Below are 19,179 nucleotides of genomic sequence, written 5' to 3'. Positions count from 1 at the left end.
TACAAACAAAAATAATTGATCTACTCAAACTCTCATATTAACTACGATTAACCCTACTAATTGCATACAAGAAGTTTTTATTGATTGCTTGTTCTAACCATGGATAACAACTTTTGATAATTTTCTTTATCAAGTATCGGATATTTCAATCTTATTACATTATATTTATCCAAACTAGATAAATACTGTAAGTTCTCCGAAATAGTTACAAAAAAAGTTTGGCTTGGTATCGATAGAAAATATTTTTCAACCTCTTTAAACGTGATTTTCACAGTTTCTTTATCAATTTCATTTTTTACAAAAGAGTCTATTCCAAATGGGATAGTATATACACCATACTCTGAAATTAATCTTATGTATGTCAAATACAGTGCAAGGAGAGTTTTATTGTTATCCATACCACTGCCTTTAACTTCACTAAAATTAAAGAATTCAATTTCACTTAGTTTTGTACTTCCTAATCGCAAATTAATATCACTTAATATCTCATAAAACCTTTTACTTATATTAGATTTTCTGTCCTTTTGATCTTCTTTTAGTTCTCTAATTTCTTTTGCTAAAGTCTTAATCAATACCTCCAAATCTTTTCTGTCATCACTTAATTTGTCGATTGTTTTTAAAAACTCTTCATTAGCTAATCTCTTAGATTCCAAATCAATATATTCTTTTAGATTTAGAATCTCTTTAATTTCCATTTTTCGTTTGGAAAGAGTGCTATATTTTGAATCTAATTCGGCAATTTCATTTTGTAACTCTTCAATTTCATTTTGTAATTTCTCATTCTCCTTATTGTTAAAATCAAGCATGTTTTGTATTTCTAACAAATTGTTTTTTAATTTAAGCCTTGTTAATGACTGTTCTAAGGTTAGCTTTGAATGACAATGTATACATTCTAACTCAACGTCCTTGTATGTTTTTTTGTTAACAGTCATTATTTTTTCAAGTTCAACATTATCTTGAGAATTTAAATCTTGTTTCGTTTTTTTAGCAAATATCTCTTTCTTTTTCACAGAAATTTCACTTGAAATTCTACTTAACTGTTTCAAATAATTATTAAAGGTTTCTTTAAGCTTTTTAAGATCGTAAGGTGATGTATCGATCATTTTTGTGTTTTTAACATATTCTTCTTGCAAACTATTTAGTACTTCAATTTTAGATTTAATTTGCTTAACTTTTTTTTGATTTTTACTTTTTTCATTTTCTTTCTCAAGAATTCCTTGGTTTGAAATGCCTAAAACATATTCCAAAATATCACCTGGTATGTTCGAATATCTCCCCAATGAATCAGAAGAGTTTTTAAAAATATACCCATTCCATGATTTATCCTGATCAAGATAAAAAGATGTTAATATTTCGGTAGCATACACAGAAGAAAGTTCATTAGTTTTTGACTTTTTCAATTTTAATTTCATATTGATGGATAGTTTTTCTTCTAGCCATTCAGAAAACTCTTTAAGACTTAAAACACCGTCAGAGTCTGAAACATAAAATAAAGTGTTATCCCTAATAATTGAATAAGCTGAACCTTTTATTAATATGTCGACCCGAAATCGCATAGTGTTAAAATTCCAACCATGCGGAAATTGTTTAATCTCAAATCCTAAAGCATAATATAAAGATTTGATTAAACTTGATTTTCCAATTGTAGTCCTATCACTTGTAATTATATTTGCGTTTTGTGAGAAAGAAAATTCATTTGCTACTTCATTTTCATAATCTAAAATAATTAATCTCTCTACTATCATGCAATTTCACTCATTTCTACTAAAACTTCAATTACAATTGCTTTTTTAGCAAATTCATTTATGTTATTAAATTTTTCATTACAATTACACTTCTCAATGGCACTATCAATAATTCCTTCCTCTGTTCCATTAAATAAATCAAAATCTTCGAGTAATTCTTTAGCTGTTTGCTTTTCATTTGCGTACGAATGAATTATTTTAAGTTGTTCTTTTTTTATCTGCTTTTTATAAAAGAAAGAATAAGATGTCGATTTTAGAAGTTCATCAAACGCATCTAAAGTAGAAGAAAGTTTAAATATTTCTTTTAAGTCTTTTTTTAATATTTCTTTTTTTTTATAGTCTTCTTGAGTCTTAATAATGAATTCGCTTTTTTGGTCAATGAGTGTAAAAAGTTCATTAATTGCAACTTGGCCTCTTTTATGGCTAACATCAATATCTCTTAGGGCCATTTCTCCAAGTAAAACTGTGATAGCCTCAGACAACTTATCTTTAAAAGGTGGTATATACAAATAACTAGTTAACAATTTTCCCTCAAATTCTTTGATGTTTTCATTACCCTTTAATTTTTCAAGTATAGTATTTTTTTGTTCATCGTTATAAGAATATAGAGGGCTACAAATATTGCCCTCAGTGATTTGCACCATTTTTTTTATATCTGACTCAACAAATCCTTTAACAAATATTTTAAAATGCGAATTAGTGCTACCATTACTAAGATTTTTTTCAAGTATTGACTTTCCATCATTACTATTTAAAAGTTTTTTTAAACTTAACTTTTGACTTTTCACTTGAATATATGCATCATAACCATTATATTTAACTTCAAAATCATCTTTCGTTTCAACCAAAATATGGAAATTTGGTTTATCAAAGTTTTTTATTGCTATAAATGTTATCGCTGCTTTTTGAAAATTAAATCCTTTAATAGCAATTGCTCCACCATTTTCAAAATTGCACATACTGACTTCTCCCTAAAATTTAATTATATAATAATGGTAAACGATTACAGGTTATATTTCAATAAACTTCAAGCTGCTTCAGTTCACCTTTAGCTCCCGTCCTTCATCGACAGCCGCTTTCAGCGCCTGCAGCATATAGCCGATTCCCCGGTATCCCGCCAGCGGGTAAGTGATCTGCTGGCGGCTGCCGAACACGTTCCTCAAAACAGGCCTGTATTTTTTTCCGCCGAGCATGACGATTTCATCGTAATCCATCAGGTTTTTCCGTTCACCTTGAGCTTTCAGTTCATCATCCGCCATAATCTCCGGGTAGCGCATCCCGAATGTGACGTCATAGTTTTCAGGAACGATATCTTCTGGCTTTAAAAACCCGTGTTTTGCTGAAAGAATCACCCAATCCGCAAAAAACGTCTGCGCATATGCGCGGCACGCCCGATGAAACGGGCTCAGATAGACATCTTTTGCGGAGGACGGGCCGATGCCCGGATCGACATCCCAGATCTTTTTCGCCCCGCACGGGATGATGCAGAGTCTTTTCATCATGTATCCCCCTTTTGGTTCCGCTAAAAAACGCCTTTGAAAAGGCGTTTTATTTCAGCTTCAGCGATACGACCGATTCGACGTGCGCCGTCTGCGGAAACATATCGACAGGCTGAATGTATTCGACATGGTAATCCTTCGCCAAGTACTGCAAATCTTTCGCAAGTGTTGACGGATTGCATGAGACATAAACGAACCGTTTCGGCTTAACCTGCCTGATCGTATCAAGGAAGGTGCGGTCACAGCCTGTTCTCGGCGGATCGACGATGACGACATCCGGCCTGAAGCCTTCTTTTGTCCATTTCGGCAGCCAGTGCTCCGCCGTCCCTGTGACATAGCGCGCATTTTCGATTCCGTGCTTTTTGGCGTTTTGGTTGGCGTCATCGATCGATTCTTTAATGACGTCCATGCCGCGGATTTCTTTTGCCCCGTCGGCGATCCACATTCCGATCGTGCCGACGCCGCAATAGGCGTCGACGACTTTTTCGCGCCCGCTCAGTTTCGCCGCTTTTTTCACTTCGTCATACAGCTTGACCGTCTGGATCGGATTTAGCTGAAAAAAAGCGCGGGCACTCAGCTCAAATGAAACCTCGCCGAGAAATTCCTGAATGACCATATTGCCGGCTAAGAGCCTTGTATCCTCGCCGAAGACAACCGATGTCTTGGCTTTGTTGACGTTTTGAATCACGGAGGTCACTTCAGGCAGACGCTTTTTGATTTCTTCTGCAATGAGCTCCTTGCGCGGCAGATCTTCTTTTGACGTGACAAGGACAACCTGCACTTCCCCCGTCTCAAAGCCGACCCTCGTCACGATCGTGCGGACGTCGCCCGTGCGCTTCCGTTCGTTGTAGACGGAAATGCCGAAGTCTTCAAGAATCTGCTTGACGGTTTGCGTCGTTTTGTTCGTCGCCGGATGCTGAACAATGCATTCCGTAATCGGGACAAGACGGTGCGAGTCAAGGCCGTACAGCCCGGCCACCATCTTCCCGTTTTTCGAAAGCCCGAGCTGAAACTGGCTTTTATTCCGGTAGTGCCACGGGTTTTCCATGCCGATCGTCGGCCTGATGTCCATTTTGCCGATGTCAAAACGGGTATGCCGTTCGAGCGATTGAATGACGATGTCCCGTTTTCCTTTCAGCTGCTCTTCATAAGCCAGATGCTGGAGCTGGCAGCCCCCGCATTGCTCATAGATGATGCAGGGCGGCTTGACGCGGTGCTCTGAACGCTTGCGCACCTTTTTGACCCGCCCTTCGGAAAATTTCGGATGAACCTTTGTCGCCTCGACGACGACTTCTTCACCAGGCAGTGCGCCGGGGACGAAGACGACTTTTTTCTTGAAGTAGCCGACGCCTTCGCCGTTGATGCCGAGGCGCTTGATCGTCAGCGGAAATTGCTGTCCGACTTTTAATTCTGCTGATGATCCTTTTTTATCACGTTTCACTGATGTTCTCTCCATTTCTACTCAATGCTCCTCCATAAATACAAGGAAGCATAGCTTAAATAAGGGTGCCATTCTTTGCTCATTTCAAGCATTTGTTCTTTTGTCGGTTTATCGTTTAAGCCAAAATGGCGTTTGATGGCGTTTTGGATGCCGATATCGGCGGCCGGAAACAGATTGGGGCGGCCCAGTCCGAACAGCAGAACGTTTTGGACGGTCCACGGGCCGATGCCTCTGATTTTCACCAGCTTTTCCATCATGTCTTCATCTGATAATTGATCAAGCTCATCAAGATTTAAACGGCCGTCTGCGATCATCCTTGATGTATCGATGACATATTCAGCCTTCCGCATGCTGAATTGAAGTTCGCGCAAGTCGTTATAGTCGAGCTGTGCAACCGTTTCGGGAAGCGGATAAAACCAGACCCCGTCCTTTTGCTCTCCAAAAGTGTGAACGAACCGCTCCGTGAGCGTATAAGCAAAAGACAGATTCAGCTGCTGGTGGATTATGCATTTCATCAAGCAATGATACAAATGAAAATCGAGCACCAGCGGCGTTCCGGCATGCTCTGCAAAAATTGATGATAAGCTCGATTGTGAAAAGTGATCCAGTACAGGCTGAAGATTTTCCTCCCATCTGAAGATCCGTTTCACTTCTTTCATCATGTCGTCTCGATCGTCTGTACCGCTGACGGCAAACACCGGGGTATCGACAGTTCCCGTCGCCTGCACAGCGACAATCCGGGGCTCTTTGTTTTGATTGCGGAGCGGCAGCTTGACCTCCCTTTTGTCGAGGTTGACCGCATTGAGCGGATCAAGCGAAAGCCTGTCCAAGACGCGGTCAAAATGATACGGCGGTGATACGCTTACAGTTTCCTTCCACATCGCTTCCCATCCCTTTTTCTTCTTTGTCCACAGTATACCATGTTTCAAATTCTCTTAAAAAAGAACAACATTTTATTTTTCATCGAATGAATCACAGCACAGCGCAGCATCCTATGGAAGCGGAGGGGTGTCGATGATTAAACATTTTGCGATGACAAAGGACGGACGGCTTTTATCCGACAACAAAGCAGAAAGGCTGACAGATCAAGATATTGAGTGGTTTTGGACCGATTTCGATCAGCCTTCGGATGAAGAAGTCTCCATGCTCAAAAGCCATTTTCACTTTCACCCTTTATCAGTTGAGGACTGCGTACATCGCTTGCAGCGTCCCAAGCTTGATCAATACGAAGAATATCTTTTTTTCGTCATTCATGCGTTGAATCAAAGGACTTTGGCGTCTGAAGAAGTTGATCTATTCGTTGGAAAAGATTTCATCGTCACATTTCACTTTCATCGTTCAGACGGCATTGAAAAAGTTAGAAGACAGCTTTCGGAAAACAGCGAGTTGTGGAAAAAAGGCCCGAGCCATATCGCCTATATGATCATGGATCAGCTTGTGGACGAATATTTCCCGATTCTTTACAAAATAGAAGACCGCCTCAATGAAATTGCTGAAAGCGACAGCAGAAAAACGTATGGAACGCTGATGAATGAGGTGTTTGATATCCGGAGCGACCTTCTAAAGCTGAGGAAAACAATTATTCCGATGCGGGATTTGCTTTACCGGATTTTAAACATTGAAATTTCAAAAGAAAACCGCGAACGAAAAGCGTATTACAGCGACATTTACGACCACCTCTTGAAGCTGACCGAAATCGTTGAAAACAACCGCGACATGACAGCCGATTTGAGGGACAGCTACCAGACGCTCAACTCCAATCGGATGAACGCCATTATGATGACGCTGACAATCGTCTCAACGATTTTTATTCCGCTCACCTTCATTGCCGGAGTGTACGGCATGAACTTTGACAACATGCCTGAACTGCATTGGCGCTACGGCTATTTTTTCATCCTCGTCATGATGGGAGCCGTTGTCGCCGGCATGATCTTCTGGTTCCGGCATAAAGGATGGTTTGACATTTTCAAGTAAAACCGGAAACCTTTTTCCTCTCTGTTCGACTATTCCTACAACTGAGGAGGGAAAGAAATGAAGGTACATACAGGGCTTGCCGGCATCATCCTGATCGTTCTCGGCTTGTTGATTAGCGCCGAGAATCATCAAAGCGTGTCTGCAGCGGACGCGCTTTTGGGCTTTTTCGGACTGCCTGTCCGGAATTTAGTGGTTCTGATCTGCATGTTGATGCTCATCATCGGCTTCATTATGGCGTGGCGCCATTATGATGGAGTACCGTGGATCCGCTTTAAGCTGTTTTTGTTTATTATCGGCATTTCAGTATTTTACCCGCTGGTCACAGAACAGCTGATGCTCTTTCAAAAATGGAATGCACAAGGCGATGATGCCGTGGAATATATGACAAGGGGAAGCACTTGCAGCTATGAGGGCGATATGGAGGAAGGAAGCATGGACTGTGAGGTCAAAGTGAACAACTACGGGAAAAATACCGAACGCGTCCAGCTCACCCCTGATATGGGAAATGAATTTGACTTTCAGCCGGAAGAGCTGGAACTGTCTCCGCATTCACAGGAAATGTACAGCGTCACTTTTACGGCTCCGGGAAATGAGGATGTGTATGAGTCAGGGATGGAAGAAGAACCGAGAATCAAAATTAAAGTATTGAAATGAGCGGCTGTCACTCGAGTCAAACAGCACGTTTTTGGGAACTTTTAAATATATTGCACGGAAGAGAAAGTTTAGAATGAAAAGGTATACAGAAAAAACGAACTGCAAACAGCCGATTCACAAACTAATAGACAACCCTCAAAGAAAAAAGCCGCTCCTTCACGGAAGCGGCTTTTCGTCTATTAATCGCGATAAGATTCTGCAATCGCGTTGGCGGCGACGATCGCATTGTAGACGTCGTCAGGGGTGACCGGGAACGGCATGTTGCCCATTGTGTCGCCTTCCGCACAAGCGCTTTGAGCGACTTGGCGCCATTCTTCTTCGACAAATTCGTCGACTCCGAGGTCTTGTAATGTCAACGGCAGACCGACGCCTTTAATAAAGTCAATCACGGTCTCCAGCTCTTCGGCCGGCGCGTTTTCAAGAACAAGCTGTGCCAAAAGGCCGAACGTAACTTTTTCGCCGTGCTGAGCCCTGTGCAGGGAAGGAACGGCTGTCATACCGTTGTGAATCGCATGTGCAGCGGCAAGACCGCCTGATTCGGCGCCGACGCCGCTTAAATAGATGGTCGCTTCAATTGTATCTTCGACGGCTCGTGTAGAAACGCCATGCTTGACCGCCTGCATCGCTTTTACGCCGTTTTCCAATAGCGTATCATAGCAAAGACGGGCAAGTCCCAATCCAGTTGTTGAAGGCTTCATCAGCACGAGGTTGTCGCCGTTTGCTTTAAAGCAGGCGCGCGCTTCAAAATATGTCGCCAAGGCGTCTCCGATACCGGCTGCGAAAAAGCGCGGCGGCGCGGATGCCAAAATGTCAGAATCCGCGAGAACGACATCCGGGTTCGTCGGTAAAAACAGATATCGGTCAAACGATCCATCATGTTTATAAATGACGGCAAGGGCCGTACATGGAGCATCTGTTGAAGCAATTGTCGGGAAAATCACAACCGGAAGCTTCTCGTAATAAGCGGTGGCCTTTGCTGTATCAAGCGTTTTTCCCCCGCCGATCCCAACGATGATATTAGCGCCTGCATTGCGTGCAAGCTCCCGGTTACGATCGATTTCTTCCTGTGTGCATTCGTAATTGAATTTTTCAAAAACAGCTTGATTGCCGGCTTTCTGAATCGAATTCCCCGCTTCTTTTTGAGCGCGTTCCAAAATGAATTCATCGCAAATGATATATGCGTGATCGCCATAATCTTCAATGTAATCGTTCAAGTTCTCAAGGAGTCGTTTTCCTGTAATAAATTTTTTAGGTGATGTGACTGATTTTACTAATTTTGACATGGTAATTCCCCCTTCACTATCAATGATATACCTATTTTCTTTTTAAATCTAGTAATATATGTATATAGAATGGATTTTTATTCTATGGAATTGACTAGGGGAAATAAAAGAGCTTGAACCATCAACTTTTCCGATCAAAGCAAAAACCCCGGCTCAGCAACCGGGGCATTGACTTCATAGGGGCTTTAGCATCATAGATTTTTCAAACATCAGGTCATCAAGGCTTTTAAATGTATAACCTTCTTTTTTCAAGTCGGTGATCGCCTGATCAAGCGCTTCTGCATTGTCTTTCGAGACGGTGTGAAGCAAATAGATGGCGCCGGGATGGGCCTGTTTCATCATATTGTCGTACGCATAGCGCCACCCTTTTTGGGCATTGATTTTCCAATCGACAAAAGCAACAGACCAGAATACCGTTTGATAACCGAGCTTTTTCGTTTCTTCAAGCACCCGCTCGCTGAAAACGCCCCGAGGCGGTCTCAGGTAGAGGTTGTTTTTTTCGCCTGTAATTTTGTAAACCTCCTCATCGACCGATTCCAATTCCTCTTGTATCACGCGGCTTGTTTTCGTCGTGAGATCCGGATGGTGATATGAATGATTCCCAATGATATGCCCCTCCTCGGCCATTCGTTTGATCAGCTCCGGCTGATCTTTGACAAAATGGCCCGTCACAAAAAAGGCAGCTTTGACGTTTTGTTTTTTCAGAACATCGAGCACCTTAGGGGTGTAGCCGTTTTCATAGCCGTTATCAAAGGTCAGATAGATCGTTTTTTCCTTTGTGTTGCCCAAATAAAAGGCGTCATACTGCTGTAAAAGGCTGTTCAGCTCTTGACCCGCATCTGCCGGCTGATGGTTTTTGCTTTTTGAAAAGCCCCAATGAATCGCCTTGTTGGAAATTGCTTCAGCATTGCAGCTGAAGGCCAGCGTCAGCAGGAATCCGCAGCATATGGCACAGATTCGTTTCATCATCTTCTCGCTCCTAGTTTTATTTTTTCTTATTGTGCAGAAGGACGGAGCTTTTCATACCAAGCAACACTTGGAAAACAAAAAAACCGCGGCAGAGAATGCGCGGTTTTATTTCCAGTCTTTTTTAAAGCGCTCGTATTTGGCTTCCAAATCGTCGAGCATGCTGATCAGTCTGTCAATATCTTCAAGGTCGGTCGATTCCGGGTCTAAAGAATCGATGACTGACATAAACATATCCAATCTGTTTTTTAAATAATTGACTTGCTGTTCTTTGTCATGTACTGCGTTACCCATGATTCTCCTCCTTTTGTTCCTTTATCGTAGCCTATAAACGGCCTTTTTTCAATCATCCATGACTTGCACGCCTCAAGGATCAGGTCTAAAATGAATAGTTGGGCTATATTAGTATGTCCTATCATAAAGGAGTTAGATGTGTCATGACAGAAAAAACGCAGGTTCGTCCGATTACCCCGGAATATGATCCGTGGGAAGCCTACATGGACGTTGACCAATATGGAGATATACAGCTGACAAACGTTGAATTTACGACGACGACTCTTTGCAATATGCGCTGCGAGCACTGCGCCGTCGGGTATACGCTCCAGACGAAGGACCCGGACGCGCTGCCAGTCAGCCTTCTGTTGAAACGGCTTGATGAGATTCCCCGCCTTCGTTCTTTAAGCATTACGGGCGGCGAGCCGATGCTTTCATTAAAATCCGTAAAGGAATATGTCGTTCCTTTATTAAAATACGCTCATGAACGCGGCGTGCGGACGCAGATCAACTCAAACTTGACGCTCGATATCGGCCGCTACGAGCTGATCATCCCCTACCTTGATGTACTTCATATTTCCCACAACTGGGGAACAGTCGAAGACTTTGCAGAAATCGGCTTCGCCATGATGGATAAAAAGCCGACATTTGCCCAGCGGGCGCGCTATTTCGAAAAAATGATCGAAAACAGCCGGACGCTTGTTGATGAAGGGGTTATGGTATCCGCCGAGACGATGCTCAACAAACGGACGCTCCCTCACATCGAGCATATTCACCGGCAAATTGTCGAAGACATGAAATGCCAGCGCCATGAGGTCCACCCGATGTATCCGAGTGACTTTGCAAGCGCACTTGAATCTTTAAGCTTACAAGACATGAGGAAAGCGATCCACCGCCTTCTTGAAATTCGCGACGAAAATACGTGGATGCTGTTCGGCACCCTGCCGTTTTACGCGTGCAGCCCTGATCCTGAAGATCACGCCCTCTTACAGCGGCTGCGCGAAGCGAAAAACGTCACCGTCAGAAACGACCCTGACGGCAGATCGCGCCTGAACGTCAATATTTTTGATGGCAATATCATCGTGACCGATTTCGGAGATACTCCGCCGCTCGGCAACATTCAGACAGACAGCCTGCCAAGCGCCTACGCGAAGTGGAGAAAAACAGAGCTTGCCAAAGAGCTCAACTGCCACTGCCCGCACGTCCGGTGCCTCGGACCGAATGTACTCGTCAAAAACAGCTATTATCAAGATGTTGATTTCACTTCCAGAACAGCAAGAGTATGAAAAAAGCAAGCCTCAAAAAGGCTTGCTTTTTTAATTCGGCTGATGGCTAAGCTGAAAGCCGAATGTGAGGTGATCCTGTACAGGAATCCAGGCGCCGATTCCTTGCGAGGTGATATTTTTGACGACCAGCTTTCTTTTGTTGCCTTTTAATACGATGTACACTTCGCCGTAGGTGACTTTTCCTTTTTCATTGACGGCCGGTGCATAGGCGTGTAAATTCCCCAGTTTTTTCGGCTGTACTTTATAAATCTGATCGCGTTTTGTACCGGCGCCGACGACTGTTTCAAAGGCGAGCGGCAGCTTTGTTTTTTCCATGGCTTCAAGCATCATCATGTTTTTCACATCGTCCGCTTTCGGAACTTTCGCTGTTAAGCCGCCTTTGATTTTGCTCGTCTGTTCCTGGGAATACGTGAGTTCGGCAGGTGCTTTCCCGCCCCGGTTGTCAAAGCGGTTTGTGTTGATTTTGCGGTATTCCCAGTTCGCAACGGTTTCATTCGAGGTATACCCGAGCGCCCATCTGCCCAAATAAATCGTCGCTCTGTAGCCGATTGCCAGCGGTGTGCCGGAAATGCTTGACTCATTCAGCATTTTGATGAGATGCGGATTTTCAATCGCGATATCGGTTGTTTTCAGCAGTTCTTCGGCGAGTTCGCTCGGCTGCAGCCTCGGCTGATCCTGAGACGCGTTAGGGTATGTGTTCTCTTTGGAAATATTCGTGACAGAGCTTGGAATCTTGATCGGCTTGGCTGCATCAGCTTCCTGTACAGCGAAAAAACTAAAGGATAAAAACGCAGTCAGCGTAAAACACAAAAGCTTTTTCATACTATCACTCTTTCTGTTTCTTTTCCCTTATTGTTTTCCGGATGCTCTCCGTTTATCCCAATTTTTTTAAAGAAGGAAAAAACCGATTCCCATGATGATATAAGCGGCCAGCAATGTCGCGCCTTCAAACCAGTTCGTATCCCCGTCGTTGGAAATGATGATCATCAAAAGGACGGCGGAAGCCATGGCGACGAGCTCCGGCAAGGTAAAGACGAGCGGCATGCTCGCTGGAAAAAACAAAGAGCTGATCACAAGAACGGGTGCGACAAACATCGCGATCTGCAGCGTTGATCCGATCGCAATTTCAACTGCGACATCCATTTTGTCCTTATAGGCCATAATGACGGCGGAAGCATGCTCTGCCGCATTTCCAACGATCGCGACAATGATGACCCCGATGAAAAGCTCCGACCAGCCGAATTGTTCGGCCACCGTATCAAATGTATGGACGAGGTGCTCGGAAATGTAGGCAACGGCAACGGTCGCCAAAAATAAAATCAATGTTGCCCTCTTTCCCGACCATTCCGGCTCTTCATGCGATTCTTCCCGCTCATTTTGATTCGTCTGGTAAACCCCGCGGTGGCTGACAAGCTTGAAATAAAGCGCGGCCAGGTAAAGCAAAATCATGATGATGCTGATGCCGACGCTCATCGACAGCTTCCTCGGCTCTGTCATTTCGGCTGAAAATACTTCAGGGATGACGAAAGCGACAATCACCGCGAACATGAGCAAACCTGAATTGTGTCTCGCATCATACACGTTGAATTCCTGGCGCTTATATTTCAGGCCCCCGATGAAAAACGACAGGCCGGCGACCAGGAGAAGGTTGCCGAGGACAGATCCTGTCAGCGATGCGAGCACAATGCCGATCAGTCCTTCCCGCAACGCGAAAATCGAAATGATCAGCTCAACGGCGTTTCCGAACGTCGCATTTAAAAGGCCCCCGATCCTCGGGCCCGCAATAATCGCAAGGCTTTCGGTGGCTCTTCCCATATAGCTTGCAAGCGCGATGATCGTCAGGCAGTATATGATGAACAATAAAACTTGCGGCCAATGCAGAATGCTCCCTGCGACAGAAAGGGGAACTCCCGCAGCCATCATCCAAAAGAAAAAACGGCCCATTATTCATTCCTCTTTTCTATTTTGGTGTAGGTTATTTTTGTGCGAACTTTTCAGTTTATATACAGCATACTGATCTATTCCGCATTGGCGCAGGTTTTTAAACATCAGCGAATTTGAAATGTTTCGATGATCTCGATGCTCTTTTCAACAGACCTCACTATGGCACAGTTTTTCAGCGCTACTTTCAGCGCCTTTTGAATTTGTTCTGCACCGAGGTTTTCTCCCTTCAATATGAAGTGAAGATGGATGCTTTTGATGCGGCCCGCCTCTTCGGAAATGCGTTCTTCTTTTGTCTCGATGGTCATATCTTTCAGCTGTATCCTTTTCTTTTCCAATATTTTATGAAGAACGGTTCCGCTGCATGCCGCAATCGAAGCGGCCAGCAATTGATAAGGCCTGAATCCTGCTTTTTCATTGACTGATATCTTAAGCTTTCCATATTCCAGATCAGCCTCAAAGCCGTTCTGATTCCACACGATTTCCATGATTCACACCTCTTTTGAAAGAAAAAGAAAAATCGCCTTGCCTAAAAACTTCTGAAAGTTGTACGATCAAAGAAGGATTACGGATAAGGAGAATCGGCCGATGACTAGATTTCACTTTTTCATTCTCGTTTTGATTGTCAGTATATCAGGTTTTTCGCAAGGGATGCTCCTTCCGGTCATCTCTGTTATTTTCGAACAGGAAGGCCATTCGGCTGCGCTGAATGGGCTTCATGCGACAGGCCTCTACATCGGCGTCCTGATCGCTTCGCCGTTTATGGAAGCGCCGCTTCGCAGGCTCGGTTTTAAACCGCTGATTGTCATCGGCGGGATCATGGTGTGCGCGAGTTTGTTCGCCTTTGTTTTTATTCAGTCGTTTATCGTCTGGTTCTTTTTGCGGCTCCTGATTGGAATCGGGGATCATATGCTTCACTTTTCAACGCAAACTTGGGTGACCACATTATCGTCTGAAAAAAACCGCGGCCGCAATATTTCTTTGTACGGCCTTTCGTTTGGTTTGGGGTTTGCTGCCGGTCCTTTTTTAACGCCGCTTGTCAACATCGCCCCGTCATTGCCGTTTATCGTCTCAGGTGCATTCAGCCTGCTGGCGTGGCTGTTTATTTTTTGCCTTCAAAACGATTTTCCTGAGAAAAGCGGCTCTGAAAGCCGCAGCGATAACAGCTTGAAGCGCTTCGTCCAAGCCTTTCTGCTAGGATGGGTCGCGTTTTTGCCGACATTCGGCTACGGCTTTTTGGAAACCGCCCTGAACGGCAATTTTCCCGTCTATGCGCTCCGCTCGGGCATTTCCGTCGAAGGCGTATCATTTATTCTTCCGGCTTTTGCGATCGGAAGCATCGTCTTTCAATATCCGCTCGGCGTGTTGAGCGACAAGTATGGAAGACGAAATGTGCTCCTTGTCATATTGGCTGTCGGGGCAGGCTGCTTCTTTGCGGCGGGCTTTTTCGATTCCGTCCCCCTGCTTGCGGCATGTTTTTTCATAGCCGGCATGGCTGTGGGCTCAACATTTTCACTTGGCATCAGCTTTATGGCCGACCTTCTTCCAAAACGTCTTCTTCCGGCCGGAAACTTGATGTGCGGAATAACCTTCAGCTTCGGAAGCATTTTCGGCCCGGTTGCCGGCGGCTGGTATATGCAGACATTTCATAACAGCAACCTGTTTTATTTGATTACATGCGTGATGGTGTTGATCTGGACCGGGGTGCTCTTTGGCAAAACGAAGAAGAAAAGTGCTCTCGAACAATCTGAGGCAGCGCCAATGTAAAAAAGGCCGGCTGCTTACAATAGGCAGCCGGCCTTTTCGAAAACGTCAGGCAGTTTTAATGATATCCGTTTTGTCCGTTGGCGCTTCCGCTCGTTTTGTTTTTCGAACTTTGCTTTGAATTTTGTTTATTATGGCTGCCGCCTTTTTTCGTGTGTTTTGTCATGATGATCCCTCCGCTTTTGAACTCATGAAACGTTCTTTTATAGATTGCTCATTTCTGCGGATTTTCTTCAGGAATGATTTTACGTTTATGTAAAAGGGCATTGATCTCCCCTCCAAGAATAATCATCATTCCGCTTAAATAAAACCAGATCATCAGGACGATGATGCCGCCGAGGCTTCCGTATGTCGCGCTGTAGTTTGCAAATTCGCTGACGTAGTATGAAAACAGCATGCTGACGAGGATCCAGCCGGCTGTCGCTGCAACGGCTCCCGGAAGCACGAATTTAAATGACAGCCGCTTATTCGGGGCAAAAAAGTATAAAGCCGTAAAGACGATCAGCAGCACAAGCGGGCTGATTCCCCAACGGAGCGCTGACCATACCGCTAGAAACATTTCCGGCGTACCGTCCAGATTGGCGATGAAATGGCCGATGGCCCTCCCGAATACCGGAAGAAGAAGCGCGACCAATATGGTGAAAACCATCGCGGCGGTCAGGAGGAGCGATGTCAGCCGTACCATGATGAATGAGCGGTTTTCCTCCACTTCATAAGCATGGTTAAAGGCCCTGACAATCGCGTTCAATCCGTTTGACGCAGACCAGAGCGCCGCGATGATCCCGAAAGAAAGCAGGCCCCTGTTTCCTGTATTGAGCGTCTCTTCAATAACGGACATCGTGTCTTCTGGGGCATACTGTTCAATCAGCCCGATGACATCGCCCGTTTTGACAGGCAGGTAGCCGATCAAAGTCAATAGGAAAATCATAAACGGAAACAGGGACAGGAGGAAAAAGTAGGCAAGTTCCGCCGATTTGCTCGGCCCTTCATGAAGGAAAAAACGCCAAGCCAGCTCTTTCAAAAAGCTCATTCTTTTTCCGGCTCCGTACGCCCTTTGGATTTGGCTGTGAAGTGATCCCTCGTTTCCTCGATCAGACCGATCACTTTTGGCGTCGTCTCTTTCAGTTCTTTCATCTGTTGATTTAAGAAGCTTAAATCGTCCGATATGGAAGCGGTCAGTTTTTTGGCTTCGTCCATTTTTTCTTTCACGCATTCGGTGAACATTCCGGGATTTGCGCGGTAAAGGCGGACTTTGTTTTTGCACGCATCAAGCTTTGCGCCGCACGCTTCTCTAGTCGGTTTGTGCAGCAGTGACATAACCGCCCCGACCGAAGCGCCGAGGAGGATATTTCTGATGAAAACACGGTCGTTTTTCATAAAAAATCTCTCCCTTCGTTTTTTATAAATTGTGCTCTTTTCGAATGTCCTTCAGCAATTCGCTGCACCCTTTCGCGACGAGTTCGTACACCTCTTCAAAGTTCCCGGTGTAGTATGGATCAGGAACATCTGCCGTCTCACAGTCCTTGACATAGTCGAGCAGCCTCCGGATGACGGCTTTGCTCCCGTAGCCGGCAAGGCTTCTCACATGGCCCGCGTTTTCGGCATCCATCGCGATGATATAATCGAACGCTTCCGGGTCTTTGTCGGTAATCTGCCTCGCGTAAAGGCCTTCGCAGTTGATCTTTTTTGCAGACAGCAGCGACCGTGTGCCTTCATGAGGCGGTTTGCCGACATGCCAGCTCCCTGTCCCCGCCGAATCGGCTTCGATCCGGTCCTCCAGTCCGCTTTTTTTGAGCATGTCGTTAAATACAGCTTCTGCCATCGGAGAGCGGCAAATATTGCCGAGGCAGACAAATAGCACTTTGATCATCAACCAAGAGCCTCCTCTATTCTTTCCCCACATTTCAGAAAGAAAAAACACTTTTGCTTTTATACTAAAGATTTTTTTGTTTTTTTCAACTTTGGGAAGAAAAAATGACAATGCTATTGACAAATCTAACAAACTTTCAGAATATTCTAGTTAGACACAAAATTAAAGGGGGATATTTCGCCTATGGATTTTATTTCACATATTGTAGATACAATGAACGGTTTTTTATGGGGACCTCCGCTTTTGATCCTCATTGTTGGAACAGGTATTTATTTGACTTTCAGGCTGGCTTTTTTGCAGATCAGACTTTTGCCTTACTCATTAAAGCTTGCCTTTTCAAGACATCAGGATAAATCCTCCGAAGGCGATATTTCCCACTTTCAGGCGCTGATGACTGCCCTTGCCGCTACGGTCGGTACTGGAAATATCGTCGGTGTCGCCTCAGCTGTTATTGCCGGAGGGCCTGGCGCCGTGTTTTGGATGTGGCTCGCCGCCTTTTTCGGAATGGCGACGAAATATGCCGAAGCGGTGCTTGCCGTCAGATTCCGCGTGAAAGACAAAAACGGCGAAATGTCAGGCGGTCCGATGTATTATTTGGAACACGGCCTCAAGCAAAAGTGGCTTGGCGTGTTATTTGCCATATTCGGGGCGCTTGCCGCTTTCGGAATAGGCAATATGGTTCAGTCAAATTCTGTATCCGGAGTCATGAGCTCCACATTTTCCGTGCCTGCCTGGGTAACCGGCATCATTGTCACGATTTTTACAGCCCTTGTCATTCTCGGGGGAATTAAAAGCATCGGCAAAGTCACCTCGCTGTTCGTGCCGATCATGGCTTTATTTTATGTCATCGCCGGATTGATCATTCTTGTCACAAACTTTGAACTCGTCCCCGGCGCGGTCGGTTTAATTTTCTCTGACGCGTTTACCGGCCAGGCTGTGGCAGGAGGCGCGATCGGAACCGTGATCCGCTGGGGCGTGGCGCGGGGCGTATTTTCAAATGAAGCAGGTCTCGGCTCGGCGCCGATCGCGGCAGCCGCGGCAAAAACCGATATGCCGGCTCGCCAAGCGCTTGTCTCTATGACCCAGGTTTTCATCGATACATTGATTGTCTGCTCGATTACGGGGATATCGATTGTCATGGGAAACATGTATCTGACAGAAAAAAACGATGCGCTGACATCGATGACATTCGCACATTTTCTCGGCCCTGCGGGATCGACAATCGTCGCGATCGGACTGCTGCTGTTCGCCTATTCGACGATTTTGGGCTGGTCGTACTACGGAGAAAAATGCTTCACCTACCTGCTGAATGAAAAATATGCGATCGTCTATCGTGTCATCTTTGTGATCGCCGTCTTTTTCGGAGCGGTCTTTAAAAATGACTTTGTCTGGGCGCTCGCCGATATGCTGAACGGTCTGATGGCGATACCGAACCTGATCGGCCTGCTCGGTTTGACAGGGATTGTCATCTATGAGTCCAAACAGATCCTCGCCAAAATCAAAGCCGAAAAAGCGGAAAAGCAAAACAGCGTATCCGTTTAAGCCGGAGATGCTTTTTGACAGCCGTCCTTTTCTTCTCGCTTAATTCTGTTACAATAAAGACTACGAAATCAGTGAGAAAGGATGTGCCTTCTTGTCAGAGCAGAAAACAGCCGAGCTGAATAAAATGATCGAAGAGATCTCGCAAAAACTAAACATGCTGAACATCGGCGTCATCAAAGCTGAAGCCTTCAGCAATGAAAAGCTTGAAGATCTTGAATACCTCCACCAAATGGTGATGAAAAAGAAATCTTTCAGTCCGAGCGAAATGCAGGCAATCGCAGAAGAACTGGCTGCACTCCGAAAATAAACATAAAAAAGACCGGAATCTATTCCGGTCTTTTTTCATCAGCCGAGCAGCTTCAAAGATTCGCGTGTAAACGCGGGGATGTCATCAGGCGTCCGGCTTGTGACAAGCTGATTCTGACAGACGACAACTTCCTCGTCTTTAAATTGAACCCCGGCGTTTTCCAAATCGACTTGAATCGATGTGTAGCCTGTTGCACTGCGTCCGTCCAGAGCCTTGGCGGTGATTAAAAGCTGCGGGCCGTGGCAGATCGCAAACACCGGTTTTTTGTCATCCATAAAGGATTTCGCAAACGATACAAAACGCTGGTCGGCTCTGAGAATATCCGGTGAAAATCCGCCCGGAATCAACAGCGCGTCAAAATCGGCCGGGCTGACTTCATCAATGGACGCATCTGTTTCCACTTGCGCCTCGCCTTGCTTGCCTTTCAGCGTTTTGCCTTTCTCTTTTTCAATAACCGTAAGCTGGTGCCCGGCGTCTTTGAACGCTTTCGCAGGCTCGGTATACTCCGAATCCTCAAAGTAATCTGTCAGAACAACTGCAATTTTTTTGCTCATATTGATCACCCTCCCAAAAGCTTCTGTCTACATAAATCCATTTCCCCCTGCCACACTATATAAAACATCCGCACGTTCCT

21 protein-coding genes are annotated in these 19,179 nt (G+C 45.0%); 6 read left to right on the top strand and 15 right to left on the bottom strand.

Annotated features, from left to right (window positions below):
* Positions 1 to 77 precede the first annotated feature (77 nt).
* The 5 genes from MHI30_RS04240 to MHI30_RS04220 form a co-directional block, all read right to left on the bottom strand.
* Positions 78 to 1,745 carry a hypothetical protein gene (locus MHI30_RS04240; RefSeq protein ID WP_075755121.1) on the bottom strand — a complete coding sequence of 556 codons (1,668 nt, stop codon included), beginning with the start codon at positions 1,743 to 1,745 and terminating at the stop codon, positions 78 to 80.
* Complete coding sequence (locus MHI30_RS04235; protein WP_075755119.1) at positions 1,742 to 2,704, bottom strand: hypothetical protein; 963 nt, start codon at positions 2,702 to 2,704, stop codon at positions 1,742 to 1,744. The genes MHI30_RS04240 and MHI30_RS04235 overlap by 4 nt, the downstream gene beginning before the upstream one ends.
* Before the next feature lie 78 nt (positions 2,705 to 2,782).
* Positions 2,783 to 3,244: a DUF6884 domain-containing protein gene (locus MHI30_RS04230; protein WP_075755117.1), complete on the bottom strand. Its 462-nt coding sequence runs from the start codon at positions 3,242 to 3,244 to the stop codon at positions 2,783 to 2,785.
* A gap of 49 nt (positions 3,245 to 3,293) precedes the next feature.
* Positions 3,294 to 4,685, bottom strand: coding sequence for a 23S rRNA (uracil(1939)-C(5))-methyltransferase RlmD (gene rlmD, locus MHI30_RS04225; protein WP_075755192.1), 1,392 nt, complete (start codon positions 4,683 to 4,685; stop codon positions 3,294 to 3,296).
* A gap of 17 nt (positions 4,686 to 4,702) precedes the next feature.
* A complete protein-coding gene (locus MHI30_RS04220; RefSeq protein WP_075755115.1) occupies positions 4,703 to 5,566 on the bottom strand; it encodes a DNA-3-methyladenine glycosylase in 864 nt (287 codons plus the stop codon).
* A gap of 133 nt (positions 5,567 to 5,699) precedes the next feature.
* Between MHI30_RS04220 and corA the strand changes: the two genes are divergently transcribed.
* Together corA and MHI30_RS04210 are read left to right on the top strand one after the other, a co-directional pair.
* A complete protein-coding gene (corA, locus tag MHI30_RS04215) occupies positions 5,700 to 6,659 on the top strand; it encodes a magnesium/cobalt transporter CorA (RefSeq protein WP_075755113.1) in 960 nt (319 codons plus the stop codon).
* Between the two features lie 57 nt (positions 6,660 to 6,716).
* A complete protein-coding gene (locus MHI30_RS04210; protein WP_075755111.1) occupies positions 6,717 to 7,313 on the top strand; it encodes a hypothetical protein in 597 nt (198 codons plus the stop codon).
* A gap of 179 nt (positions 7,314 to 7,492) precedes the next feature.
* Here the strand turns inward: MHI30_RS04210 and MHI30_RS04205 are convergent, their stop codons facing one another.
* The 3 genes from MHI30_RS04205 to MHI30_RS04195 form a co-directional block, all read right to left on the bottom strand.
* Positions 7,493 to 8,596: a glycerol dehydrogenase gene (locus MHI30_RS04205; protein WP_075755109.1), complete on the bottom strand. Its 1,104-nt coding sequence runs from the start codon at positions 8,594 to 8,596 to the stop codon at positions 7,493 to 7,495.
* 174 nt (positions 8,597 to 8,770) lie between these two features.
* The gene (gene pdaA / locus MHI30_RS04200; RefSeq protein WP_075755190.1) at positions 8,771 to 9,562 is read right to left on the bottom strand and encodes a delta-lactam-biosynthetic de-N-acetylase; all 792 of its coding nucleotides are present in this window, start codon (positions 9,560 to 9,562) and stop codon (positions 8,771 to 8,773) included.
* A 108-nt stretch (positions 9,563 to 9,670) separates the two neighbouring features.
* Complete coding sequence (locus MHI30_RS04195; RefSeq protein ID WP_003179806.1) at positions 9,671 to 9,856, bottom strand: SE1561 family protein; 186 nt, start codon at positions 9,854 to 9,856, stop codon at positions 9,671 to 9,673.
* A gap of 143 nt (positions 9,857 to 9,999) precedes the next feature.
* Here MHI30_RS04195 and yfkAB point away from each other — a divergent pair, with 143 nt between their 5' ends.
* A complete protein-coding gene (gene yfkAB / locus MHI30_RS04190; protein WP_075755107.1) occupies positions 10,000 to 11,121 on the top strand; it encodes a radical SAM/CxCxxxxC motif protein YfkAB in 1,122 nt (373 codons plus the stop codon).
* A 30-nt stretch (positions 11,122 to 11,151) separates the two neighbouring features.
* On the opposite strand, the gene MHI30_RS04185 is transcribed toward yfkAB, so the two are convergent.
* From MHI30_RS04185 to MHI30_RS04175, 3 genes are all read right to left on the bottom strand, one after another.
* The gene (locus MHI30_RS04185) at positions 11,152 to 11,943 is read right to left on the bottom strand and encodes a YfkD famly protein (RefSeq protein ID WP_075755105.1); all 792 of its coding nucleotides are present in this window, start codon (positions 11,941 to 11,943) and stop codon (positions 11,152 to 11,154) included.
* Positions 11,944 to 12,009: 66 nt separating this feature from the next.
* Entirely contained in the window at positions 12,010 to 13,065 is a 1,056-nt protein-coding gene (gene cax, locus MHI30_RS04180; protein WP_075755103.1) for a calcium/proton exchanger, read from the bottom strand.
* 104 nt (positions 13,066 to 13,169) lie between these two features.
* Positions 13,170 to 13,550: an OsmC family protein gene (locus tag MHI30_RS04175; RefSeq protein ID WP_075755101.1), complete on the bottom strand. Its 381-nt coding sequence runs from the start codon at positions 13,548 to 13,550 to the stop codon at positions 13,170 to 13,172.
* 100 nt (positions 13,551 to 13,650) lie between these two features.
* On the opposite strand from MHI30_RS04175, the gene MHI30_RS04170 reads away from it, so the two are divergent.
* Positions 13,651 to 14,829: an MFS transporter gene (locus MHI30_RS04170; RefSeq protein ID WP_075755099.1), complete on the top strand. Its 1,179-nt coding sequence runs from the start codon at positions 13,651 to 13,653 to the stop codon at positions 14,827 to 14,829.
* Between the two features lie 211 nt (positions 14,830 to 15,040).
* Here MHI30_RS04170 and MHI30_RS04165 read toward each other — a convergent pair whose 3' ends face one another.
* From MHI30_RS04165 to MHI30_RS04155, 3 genes are read right to left on the bottom strand one after another with little or no spacing between them, the layout of a single operon-like run.
* Complete coding sequence (locus MHI30_RS04165) at positions 15,041 to 15,856, bottom strand: YhjD/YihY/BrkB family envelope integrity protein (protein ID WP_075755097.1); 816 nt, start codon at positions 15,854 to 15,856, stop codon at positions 15,041 to 15,043.
* Positions 15,853 to 16,203: a hypothetical protein gene (locus MHI30_RS04160; RefSeq protein WP_020450568.1), complete on the bottom strand. Its 351-nt coding sequence runs from the start codon at positions 16,201 to 16,203 to the stop codon at positions 15,853 to 15,855. The genes MHI30_RS04165 and MHI30_RS04160 overlap by 4 nt, the downstream gene beginning before the upstream one ends.
* A 22-nt stretch (positions 16,204 to 16,225) precedes the next feature.
* A complete protein-coding gene (locus tag MHI30_RS04155; protein WP_075755095.1) occupies positions 16,226 to 16,696 on the bottom strand; it encodes a low molecular weight protein-tyrosine-phosphatase in 471 nt (156 codons plus the stop codon).
* A gap of 183 nt (positions 16,697 to 16,879) precedes the next feature.
* Here MHI30_RS04155 and MHI30_RS04150 point away from each other — a divergent pair, with 183 nt between their 5' ends.
* Positions 16,880 to 18,238, top strand: coding sequence for a sodium:alanine symporter family protein (locus tag MHI30_RS04150; RefSeq protein ID WP_020450566.1), 1,359 nt, complete (start codon positions 16,880 to 16,882; stop codon positions 18,236 to 18,238).
* A gap of 91 nt (positions 18,239 to 18,329) precedes the next feature.
* Entirely contained in the window at positions 18,330 to 18,545 is a 216-nt protein-coding gene (locus MHI30_RS04145; protein ID WP_065644584.1) for a DUF1128 domain-containing protein, read from the top strand.
* 38 nt (positions 18,546 to 18,583) lie between these two features.
* Here MHI30_RS04145 and MHI30_RS04140 read toward each other — a convergent pair whose 3' ends face one another.
* On the bottom strand, positions 18,584 to 19,099 hold the full coding sequence (locus MHI30_RS04140) for a type 1 glutamine amidotransferase domain-containing protein (RefSeq protein ID WP_043925908.1): 516 nt from the start codon (positions 19,097 to 19,099) through the stop codon (positions 18,584 to 18,586).
* Positions 19,100 to 19,179: the final 80 nt, after the last annotated feature.

The organism is Bacillus sp. FSL L8-0528 (assembly GCF_038593085.1).
Taxonomy (GTDB): domain Bacteria; phylum Bacillota; class Bacilli; order Bacillales; family Bacillaceae; genus Bacillus; species Bacillus paralicheniformis.
The sequence above is the reverse complement of the archived record's forward strand: the minus strand, read 5'-3'. Positions and strand labels throughout refer to the sequence as shown.

What these genes read in the sequence shown, in the direction of transcription:
- MHI30_RS04210 (WP_075755111.1), top strand. Translation starts at nt 6,717, where the DNA reads ATGAAGGTACATACAGGGCTTGCCGGCATCATCCTGATCGTTCTCGGC.
- MHI30_RS04235 (WP_075755119.1), bottom strand. Translation starts at nt 2,704, where the DNA reads ATGTGCAATTTTGAAAATGGTGGAGCAATTGCTATTAAAGGATTTAAT.
- MHI30_RS04155 (WP_075755095.1), bottom strand. Translation starts at nt 16,696, where the DNA reads ATGATCAAAGTGCTATTTGTCTGCCTCGGCAATATTTGCCGCTCTCCG.
- cax (WP_075755103.1), bottom strand. Translation starts at nt 13,065, where the DNA reads ATGGGCCGTTTTTTCTTTTGGATGATGGCTGCGGGAGTTCCCCTTTCT.
- MHI30_RS04150 (WP_020450566.1), top strand. Translation starts at nt 16,880, where the DNA reads ATGGATTTTATTTCACATATTGTAGATACAATGAACGGTTTTTTATGG.
- MHI30_RS04185 (WP_075755105.1), bottom strand. Translation starts at nt 11,943, where the DNA reads ATGAAAAAGCTTTTGTGTTTTACGCTGACTGCGTTTTTATCCTTTAGT.
- MHI30_RS04170 (WP_075755099.1), top strand. Translation starts at nt 13,651, where the DNA reads ATGACTAGATTTCACTTTTTCATTCTCGTTTTGATTGTCAGTATATCA.
- MHI30_RS04220 (WP_075755115.1), bottom strand. Translation starts at nt 5,566, where the DNA reads ATGTGGAAGGAAACTGTAAGCGTATCACCGCCGTATCATTTTGACCGC.
- MHI30_RS04205 (WP_075755109.1), bottom strand. Translation starts at nt 8,596, where the DNA reads ATGTCAAAATTAGTAAAATCAGTCACATCACCTAAAAAATTTATTACA.
- MHI30_RS04230 (WP_075755117.1), bottom strand. Translation starts at nt 3,244, where the DNA reads ATGAAAAGACTCTGCATCATCCCGTGCGGGGCGAAAAAGATCTGGGAT.
- MHI30_RS04195 (WP_003179806.1), bottom strand. Translation starts at nt 9,856, where the DNA reads ATGGGTAACGCAGTACATGACAAAGAACAGCAAGTCAATTATTTAAAA.
- pdaA (WP_075755190.1), bottom strand. Translation starts at nt 9,562, where the DNA reads ATGAAACGAATCTGTGCCATATGCTGCGGATTCCTGCTGACGCTGGCC.
- MHI30_RS04165 (WP_075755097.1), bottom strand. Translation starts at nt 15,856, where the DNA reads ATGAGCTTTTTGAAAGAGCTGGCTTGGCGTTTTTTCCTTCATGAAGGG.
- MHI30_RS04240 (WP_075755121.1), bottom strand. Translation starts at nt 1,745, where the DNA reads ATGATAGTAGAGAGATTAATTATTTTAGATTATGAAAATGAAGTAGCA.
- MHI30_RS04175 (WP_075755101.1), bottom strand. Translation starts at nt 13,550, where the DNA reads ATGGAAATCGTGTGGAATCAGAACGGCTTTGAGGCTGATCTGGAATAT.
- MHI30_RS04140 (WP_043925908.1), bottom strand. Translation starts at nt 19,099, where the DNA reads ATGAGCAAAAAAATTGCAGTTGTTCTGACAGATTACTTTGAGGATTCG.
- MHI30_RS04160 (WP_020450568.1), bottom strand. Translation starts at nt 16,203, where the DNA reads ATGAAAAACGACCGTGTTTTCATCAGAAATATCCTCCTCGGCGCTTCG.
- yfkAB (WP_075755107.1), top strand. Translation starts at nt 10,000, where the DNA reads ATGACAGAAAAAACGCAGGTTCGTCCGATTACCCCGGAATATGATCCG.
- corA (WP_075755113.1), top strand. Translation starts at nt 5,700, where the DNA reads ATGATTAAACATTTTGCGATGACAAAGGACGGACGGCTTTTATCCGAC.